The sequence below is a fragment of the Kitasatospora sp. NPDC127067 genome (assembly GCF_042724755.1).
Classification (GTDB): domain Bacteria; phylum Actinomycetota; class Actinomycetes; order Streptomycetales; family Streptomycetaceae; genus Kitasatospora; species Kitasatospora lactacystinica.
The window spans coordinates 1-7754 of sequence record NZ_JBHXEM010000225.1; the positions used below are offsets into that span (position 1 = coordinate 1).

A 7754-nucleotide genomic window follows, 5' to 3' on the forward strand; every position below is an offset into this window, starting at 1 on the left:
CCAGCCCACCCCAGTTGACACCCCTCGCCCCCCCACACGTAGGCCTGGAGCTCATCCTGGTGGCCGCGCCCGCCAGCCGCGCCGGCGCCCGCCCCCCACCACCCACCATCGACCTCCATCCGCTTCCCATCACCGAGGTCAGCGATGCGCCGCTCCGCTCCGTCGGCTTCCTATCGCGCCGCAGAGGTAGCGCCAGTTCACGCTGTCGCCCGCCCCGCCCTTGCTATCCCGTCCGGCCGGACCGCACCGCTGCCCGCAGCGACCTGGTGCCCGGGCAGGTCGGGTGGCTGCGAGCAGTGTGAACCAATGAGGATCCAGCCGAGACGCTCACGCTCGCCCACCTGATCCGCCGGATGGAGCAAGTCCCCGCGCTCCTGGCGCGCTGGACGCGGCCGAGAAGGACACCACTCACGTGCTCGGCGACCGACTCGTGATCGCCCACTGGCCGCTCGACCGACCCGGGGACGGCACGAACCGGGACGAGGTGAGCCTTCGGCACACCCGTCCCCGAGACCGCCGAGCTGCTCACCGACCTGCGGGCCGTCGAACACGCGATCACCGCGCACAACCAGGCGGACCAGCCGCTCTCCCGGGCAGCCGGGGATCGCCGGAGCTGACCTCGTCCGCCGCCGTACTGCTTCCTGAGACCCGCCGAGCTGGAGGGGTGCGGATCACTGTCGGCTCGGCCAGGAAGAACACCGGACCGGGACGCGCGCGACTGTCCGTAATGAACGATTGTGTTCCCTATGCCCCGGGGATACCGTCGGTAGTGGTGAACGAATCCGCCGCCTGTCCGCCGTTCACCCCCGAACCCATTGGGGGACCTGCCATGGCCACCTCGCGCGCCCTGGCCGAGGCTTCGCCCGCGACCGCACGTCGGGGCCAGCACCCGGGGATAGCCCTCACCGTCATCGCAGCCACCCAGCTCATGGTCGTTCTCGACATCACGATCGTGAACATCGCGCTGCCGCACATCCAGCAGGCACTGAAGTTCAACACCACCGACCTGTCCTGGGTCATCAACGCCTACACCCTGACCTTCGGCGGGTTGCTGCTGCTCGGCGGGCGCGCCGGCGACATCCTCGGGCGGCGGCGGGTGTTCATGGTCGGTGTGCTGGTGTTCAGCCTGGCCTCGCTGCTCGGCGGCGTCGCGCAGTCCTCGGCCTGGCTGCTGGCCGCCCGAGCCTTCCAGGGCGTGGGCGGGGCCATCGCCTCGCCGACCGCGCTGGCGCTGATCGCCACCAACTTCAAGGAGGGCCAGGAACGCAACCGGGCCTTCGGGGTCTACTCCGCCGTCGCCGGAGCCGGCGGCGCGATCGGACTGCTGCTCGGCGGCATGCTCACCTCCTGGCTGTCCTGGCGCTGGGTGCTCTTCGTCAACGTGCCGATCGGCATCGCGATCGCACTGCTGGCGCCGCTCTACATCAACGAGTCCGAACGCCACCCCGGCCGCTTCGACCTGACCGGCGCCTTCACCGCCACCGCGGGCATGGTCTCCCTGGTCTACGGCTTCATCCGCGCCTCCGAACACGGCTGGACGGACCCCGTGACGCTCACCGCCTTCAGCCTCGCCGTGGCGCTGATTGCGGCGTTCGTGGCGAACGAGCGGCACGCACGACAGCCGATCATGCCGCTCCACCTCCTACGGGAGCGCAACCGCTCGGGCGCGTACACGCTGATGCTTTGCGTAGCCGCAACAATGTTCAGCATCTTCTTCTTCATCACCCTGTTCGTCCAGGAGATCCTCGGCTTCAGCCCGCTGCGGGCCGGCTTCGCGTTCCTGCCGATCAGCGTGGCGATCGTCGCCGCCGCCCAGTTCGCCGCCCGCAACCAGCTGCGCTGGGGCCCCAAGCCCTTCCTGGTCACCGGCTCGCTGCTGGTGCTGAGCGGGGTTGCCTGGGCGACGCAGATCGACATCGACAGCACCTACGTCGGCGGCATCCTCGGCCCGACCCTGCTGTTCGGCTTCGGCATGGGCTCGATCTTCGTCCCCGCCACCCTCACCGTCGTCTCCCACGTCGCCCCGCACGAGACCGGCGCGGCCACCGGCATGCTCAACACCACCCAGCAGGTGGGCGGCTCGCTCGGCCTGTCGATCCTGGTCACCGTGTTCGGCACGGCCAGCCGCAACGAGGCCCGGCAGCAGACCGGGGCGTTCCTGCGGCAGGCCACCCCGCAGCAGCTCGCCCAGGCCCGGGCCACCGGCCGGCTCCCGGCGCCGTACTCCTCGCAAGTGCTGGTGCACGGCATCGCCAGCGCCTTCCAGATGGGCCTGGTCTTCGCCGCACTGGCGGTGACGATCGCGGCGTTCGTCATCAAGATCCCCAAGCCGATGACACCCGTCATTCCACAAGGTCACCACACCCGATGACCAGGCTTTCCAACGACGCCCAGACGGAATAAGAACTCCTAACGAAATGATCTTCGAGGTGGTTGGATCACTCCGGGACCGTTGATCGGGGTGCGGGGTGGCTCGACCGAAGCCGTGGGAAGTCGATGACGAGTTGTGGGCTGTGATCGAGCCGCTGCCGCCCAAGGTCAAGCGCCGGACCCGGCATCCCGGGCGCAAGCGGCATCCGGACCGGCTGGTGTTCCAGGGCATCCTGTTCGTCCTGCACACCGGGATCGCGTGGGAACACCTCCCGCAGGAACTCGGCTTCGCCTCGGGCATGACCTGCTGGCGCCGCCCGGCCGAGTGGACCGAGGCTAAAGTCTGGCCCCGCCTCCACCAAGTCCTCCTCGCCAAGCTCCGCAGCGCGAACGCCCTGGACCTCTCCCGGACGGTGGTCGGCGGCTCCCATATCCCGCGTTAAAAGGGGCTCCAAGACGGGACGAAGCCCCGTTGACCGGGGCACGACGGGCAGCAAACATCACCTGATCACCGACGCCACCGGTATCCCGCTCGCAGCCACCCTGACCGGCGGCAACCGCAACGACGTCACCCGGCTCATCCCGCTACTTGAGGCGGTCCCACCAGTGCGGGGCAAGCGTGGACGTCCCCGGCGCCGGCCAGACATCCTCCTCGGAGACCGTGGATACGATCACGACAAGTACCATCGCCTCGTCTGAACTCTCGGGGTGAAGCCGGTGATTGCCCGCCGGGGCATCGAGCACGGCTCCGGCCTCGGTACCCAACGTTGGGTCGTGGAACGCGCGTTCGCCCATCTGCACTGGTTCCGCCGCCCGCGGATCCGCTGGGAGACAAGGGACGACATTCACGAAGCCTTCCTCACCCTCGGATGTGCGTTGATCTGCTGGCGGCGACTTGTCTCCCTACGCTGAAAGCATCGGAACCCAGTGATTCATCACCTGGTGCAGACGTTGCCTGTGGTCAGCGATCCAGTCGTCCGGGGGAACAAGCGGCACCCGCACGGTGACCATGGACCCCGACTCGTCCTCTACGACCACCTCCGGACAGTCACGCTTGCCGGTGAGCTGGATGGAGACGGACGGCCCTCTGTCCCATTCCATCCACACGACGTCCTCGTCGGCGTCGAGCCGGTTCAACGCGGTGGCCCAACTTTCAAGCTTCGAGGCTGACAGCACCAGGCCGATACGGCCGGACACGAACGGCGTCCTGACAACAATCTCGGCGTCGAGCCCGGCGCTCCAGCCCGGATCGCGGCCCAGAACGTTGACGGTGACGCTGTTCCCCTCGTCATCGGCGAGAGAGATGAGCTCCCTCAGAGCGATGTCGCCCATAGCTGTCCCTTCATCGGCAAGTATCGAGAGATCGTCCCCCTGCAAGGAGTGCATCCGCCACCCCATTTCGTTAGGGGTTCTAATACTCCAGTGCGACTTCGCGATCTACGTGCCTGCGGGGACGGAGAGTCACCGCCGGTAGTGGCTGCGACGTGCCGAAGCTTGGTGGCTTCTGCGCCAGTTCGACCAGTGCAGGAGTGCACGCAGGGACATGACGGGGCTGAACGGCGCACCAATCAAGCGGCGGATTTCCGGGACGGTCAGGTCGACCAACTCTCGGCTTCGGGCCGGGCGGTTCGGATCCGCAGGTCTGGTCGGCCGCGCGTCCTGAACGGCGATGGCCAGGAACGCGAGGGCGAGCATGGCCTGGGTGACGTGCCGGTGCCAGGTGGTCCATTTCCGGACTTGGTAGTGGTCCAGGCCGACCTGGCCCTTGGCCGCCTGGAAGCATTCTTCGATGCACCAGCGGGTGCCGGCGACTCGTTCGAGTTCGGACAGCGGAACGATCTGGGGTGACCAGCACAGGTAGAAGGCGAGTTCGCTGGTGGTGGGGTTGCGGCGGATCAGCAGGTGACGGTGGTCGCCGGTACCGATGTGCACCCAGGCCCAGTCGTAGTAGCGGGGACCCTTGGCCCCGGGACCGGCGCTTTGCCGGTACCAGGCTGAGGCGGGCAGGCGATCAGCAGCCTCGTCCGCGCTGATCGCGGTGCGGCCCTGGTTGATCCGCACCTTGGTCGCGCAGGAGACCGCCAGCACGTAGCCGACTTCGCGGGCCTCCAGTCCGGCTCGCAGGCCGGGGTCCTGGCCGTAGGTCTCGTCGCCGGTTACCCACGACGTGCTCACTCCGGCATCCAGCGCCGCCACGGTCATCTGCAGGGCGAGCCGTGGCTTGGTCGCTCGTGGTCGTGGCTCGGCGAGTTGCTGTTCCCGTCGCTGCCCCGGGTGGAGGTCTTCGGTGTCGAAGCGTCCGGTGCGGTGGTGCGGATCGCCGCCCGCGTGCTCCGGGTGCGTCATGCCCGGACTGCGGGACGTGGTCGGAGCGGGTCCACCGTTCCTACCTGCGCTATCCGTCGGATCTGCCCAGCTGCGGGCAGCCCGTGACGGTTGCCCTGCGGGTGCACCGCTTCGCCTGCCAGGCCCTGGTGTGCCAGGGCCGCCGCTTTCGGCAGAGGCGAACCCGAGACAGGTGACATGTCACACCCTATTGATAGCCCCGCCGATCTTGTGAGACGGTGCGTCACACGCTTCGGATACCTCCCACGTCCCCACGTCCGTGGCGCTCCGTTCGCGTTTCCCCCACAAAGGAATAGACGATGCGTCCGCTCTCACGCATGCCCAGACTGCTGGCCGCAGTCGCCGCGGCAGGCACCGTCCTGCTCGGCATATCCGCCGCACCGAGCCAGGCCGCCGCCCCCACGCCGGTCACCCCCGCACCGGCCGCTTCGAACACGTACCGGCCCTCCGGCAGCTCGTCGGAGGTGCCCGGCAGCCCGTTCGCCGATCCCGAGAGCCCCGCCGCGCCGCAGGCCCGCCCGCTCACGGCCGCACAGCTGCCGTTGGTCAACCCGCTGTCCGTCACGGCGCCGGCGGAGACCGGCGCGGACAAGGGCCTGGCCAAGTCCGCACCGCGTGCGCTCGCGGCGGAGCCGGTCACCGCCCAGTCGTGCACCCCGGCCGACTTCGCCGGCCGGACCGGGGCCGCCCTGGTGTCCTACGTCAAGGCCTCGACTCCCCAGTGCATCGGCTCGCTGTTCCAGCTCGGCGGCAGCCCGTACGCCTCGGCCCTGTTCCGCCAGAGCCAGATGGCGACGATGGCCGACGCCTTCCAGAGCGCCGCCGCCTCCTACCCCGGCGACAACTCCGCCGCCACCTGGCAGGTCGTCCTGTACCTGCGCGCGGGCTACTACGTGCAGGACAAGGACCTCGCGCACGTCGGCCCCTACGACGCGACGCTGACCGCCGCCGTGACGCGCGGTATCGACGCCTTCCTGGCCGGCCCGCACGCCGCGGACGTGACCGACGCGAACGGCCAGGTCGCGAACGATGTCATCATCCTCACCGACAGCGCCGGGCAGCAGGGCCGCTACCTGAACACCTACCGGCAGGTGCTGAACGGCTACACCGGCGCGTACGACAGCTCGAAGAACCTGCTCACCTACGTCAACAGCGCCCTGTCCGCGCTGGACCGGGGCCACGAGAGCAAGTCCTTCGTCGACGCCGTGACCGCCGACCCGGGCATCATCGACACCCTCGACGCCTTCACCCGCAACCACCACGACCTGCTCGGCACCTACCCCGGCTTCCTGGTCTCCAACGCCGGCATCGAGCTGACCCGGTTCGTCAAGTACCCGGCCTTCCAGGCCAGGATCCGCCCGCTGGCCAAGGCCCTGCTCGACAGCTCCTCGATGACCGGCCCCACCGCCCCGCTGTGGGTCGGCACGGCCAACACGGCCGCCTTCTTCGACAAGGACCAGTGCTCCTACTACGGCGTCTGCGACCTGAAGCAGCGCCTGACCAAGGCCGTGCTGCCGATCAGGCAGACCTGCAACGCCACCCTCACCATCCTGGCCCAGGACCTCACCGCGGCCGAACTCGCCGCCGTCTGCGCCGACCTCAAGGGTGAGGACGCGTACTTCCACAACCTCGTCCGCGACAACGGCCCCATCCCCGGCCAGTACGAGTCGTCCGTGCAGCTCGTGGTCTTCGCGAGCCAGGCCGACTACCAGACCTACGCCGGCGCGATGTACGAGGCGAACACCAACAACGGCGGGGTCACCCTGACCGGGACCCCGAGCGACCCGGCCAACCAGCCGGTCTCCCTCATGTACCGGCACTCGAACGAGAACGGCTTCACCGCCCGGATCTGGAACCTCAACCACGAGTACGCCCACGTCCTGGACGCCCGCTACGACATGAAGGGCGACTTCTACCAGCAGACCAGCGTGCCCGACCTGTGGTGGATCGAGGGCGTCGCCGAGTACGTCTCCTACACCTACCGCGGCGTCACCGACCTCAACGCGGTCTCCTGGGCCCCCAAGCACACCTACGCGCTCAGCACCCTGCTCCAGAGCACGTACCTGAACAGCGACGTCGTCCGCACCTACCACTGGGGCTACCTGGCCGCCCGCTACATGATCGAGCGGTTCCCGGGCGTCGTCCAGACCATGCTCGGCTACTTCCGCACCGGCGACTACGCCCGCGCCTACGCGTACTACAACGGCATCGGCACCGCCTACGACGCCGACTTCACCAGGTGGGTCGACACCTGCGCCACCGACACCTGCCTCACCGCGGGCACCCCGAAGGCGGCCTTCGACGTCACGGTGCGGGACCTGAACGTCCAGCTGACCGACCGTTCCACCGAGACTGCCGGCAAGGGCAGCATCATCGGCTGGGCCTGGAACCTCGGCGACGGCACCACCGGTACCGCGGCCTCCCCGTCGAAGTCCTACCGCGCTGCCGGTACCTACACCGTCACCCTCACCGTCACCGACAGCAACGGCAAGACGGCCACCACGACCCGGACCGTCACCGTCACCGCGCCGGCCGCACCGGCGGCCTGCACCGACCCCGACGCCCGGAAGCTGGACTACAACTGCTTCCGGAGCGGCCGCTCCGCCGACGCCGGAAGCTCGGACCAGATGTACATCTACATGCCGGCCGGCACCACCACGCTGACCGTCTCCACCACCGGCGGCACCGGGACCGCCTACCTCTACTACAGCCCGGACCGCTGGGCCTCCAACACGGACTACGCCGCCTCCTCCACGAACAGCGGCACCACCCAGACCGTGACCGTCACCAACACCACGGCCGGCTACCGCTACATCACCCTTTACGGCAAGACCGCCTTCAGCGGCGTCACCGTCACCACCCAGTACTGACCGGCGTGTGAGCCCGGATGCCCTGGCTCACGCATCCCCGGGGATGCGTGAGCCAGGGCATCCATGTGGGCCTCTGCGGCGGGCGATCACCGGCTTGATGCCCTGCTTCCACACCAGGCGCCGGTACTTGTCGTGGTCGTAGTCCCGGTCGGCGAGCAGGACGTCCGG

5 protein-coding genes and 1 pseudogene are annotated in these 7754 nt (G+C 68.8%); 4 read left to right on the top strand and 2 right to left on the bottom strand.

Going from position 1 to position 7754, the window contains the following annotated elements:
- Positions 1-829 precede the first annotated feature (829 nt).
- Together ACFWJ4_RS40135 and ACFWJ4_RS40140 are read left to right on the top strand one after the other, a co-directional pair.
- The gene (locus ACFWJ4_RS40135; RefSeq protein ID WP_380554046.1) at positions 830-2371 is read left to right on the top strand and encodes an MFS transporter; all 1542 of its coding nucleotides are present in this window, start codon (positions 830-832) and stop codon (positions 2369-2371) included.
- Between the two features lie 97 nt (positions 2372-2468).
- A pseudogene (locus ACFWJ4_RS40140) lies at positions 2469-3282 on the top strand (IS5 family transposase).
- Here ACFWJ4_RS40140 and ACFWJ4_RS40145 read toward each other — a convergent pair.
- Entirely contained in the window at positions 3274-3756 is a 483-nt protein-coding gene (locus ACFWJ4_RS40145; RefSeq protein WP_380554049.1) for a DUF5959 family protein, read from the bottom strand. The pseudogene ACFWJ4_RS40140 and the gene ACFWJ4_RS40145 sit on opposite strands and share 9 nt — an antisense overlap.
- A gap of 75 nt (positions 3757-3831) precedes the next feature.
- Positions 3832-4716, bottom strand: a complete 885-nt coding sequence (locus ACFWJ4_RS40150) for an IS701 family transposase (RefSeq protein ID WP_380554052.1) — start codon at positions 4714-4716, stop codon at positions 3832-3834.
- On the opposite strand from ACFWJ4_RS40150, the gene ACFWJ4_RS40155 reads away from it, so the two are divergent.
- A complete protein-coding gene (locus ACFWJ4_RS40155; protein ID WP_380554055.1) occupies positions 4608-4892 on the top strand; it encodes a transposase family protein in 285 nt (94 codons plus the stop codon). The two genes, ACFWJ4_RS40150 and ACFWJ4_RS40155, sit on opposite strands and share 109 nt — an antisense overlap.
- Positions 4893-5033: 141 nt before the next feature.
- Positions 5034-7586, top strand: coding sequence for a collagenase (locus ACFWJ4_RS40160; RefSeq protein WP_380554058.1), 2553 nt, complete (start codon positions 5034-5036; stop codon positions 7584-7586).
- Positions 7587-7754 lie beyond the last annotated feature (168 nt).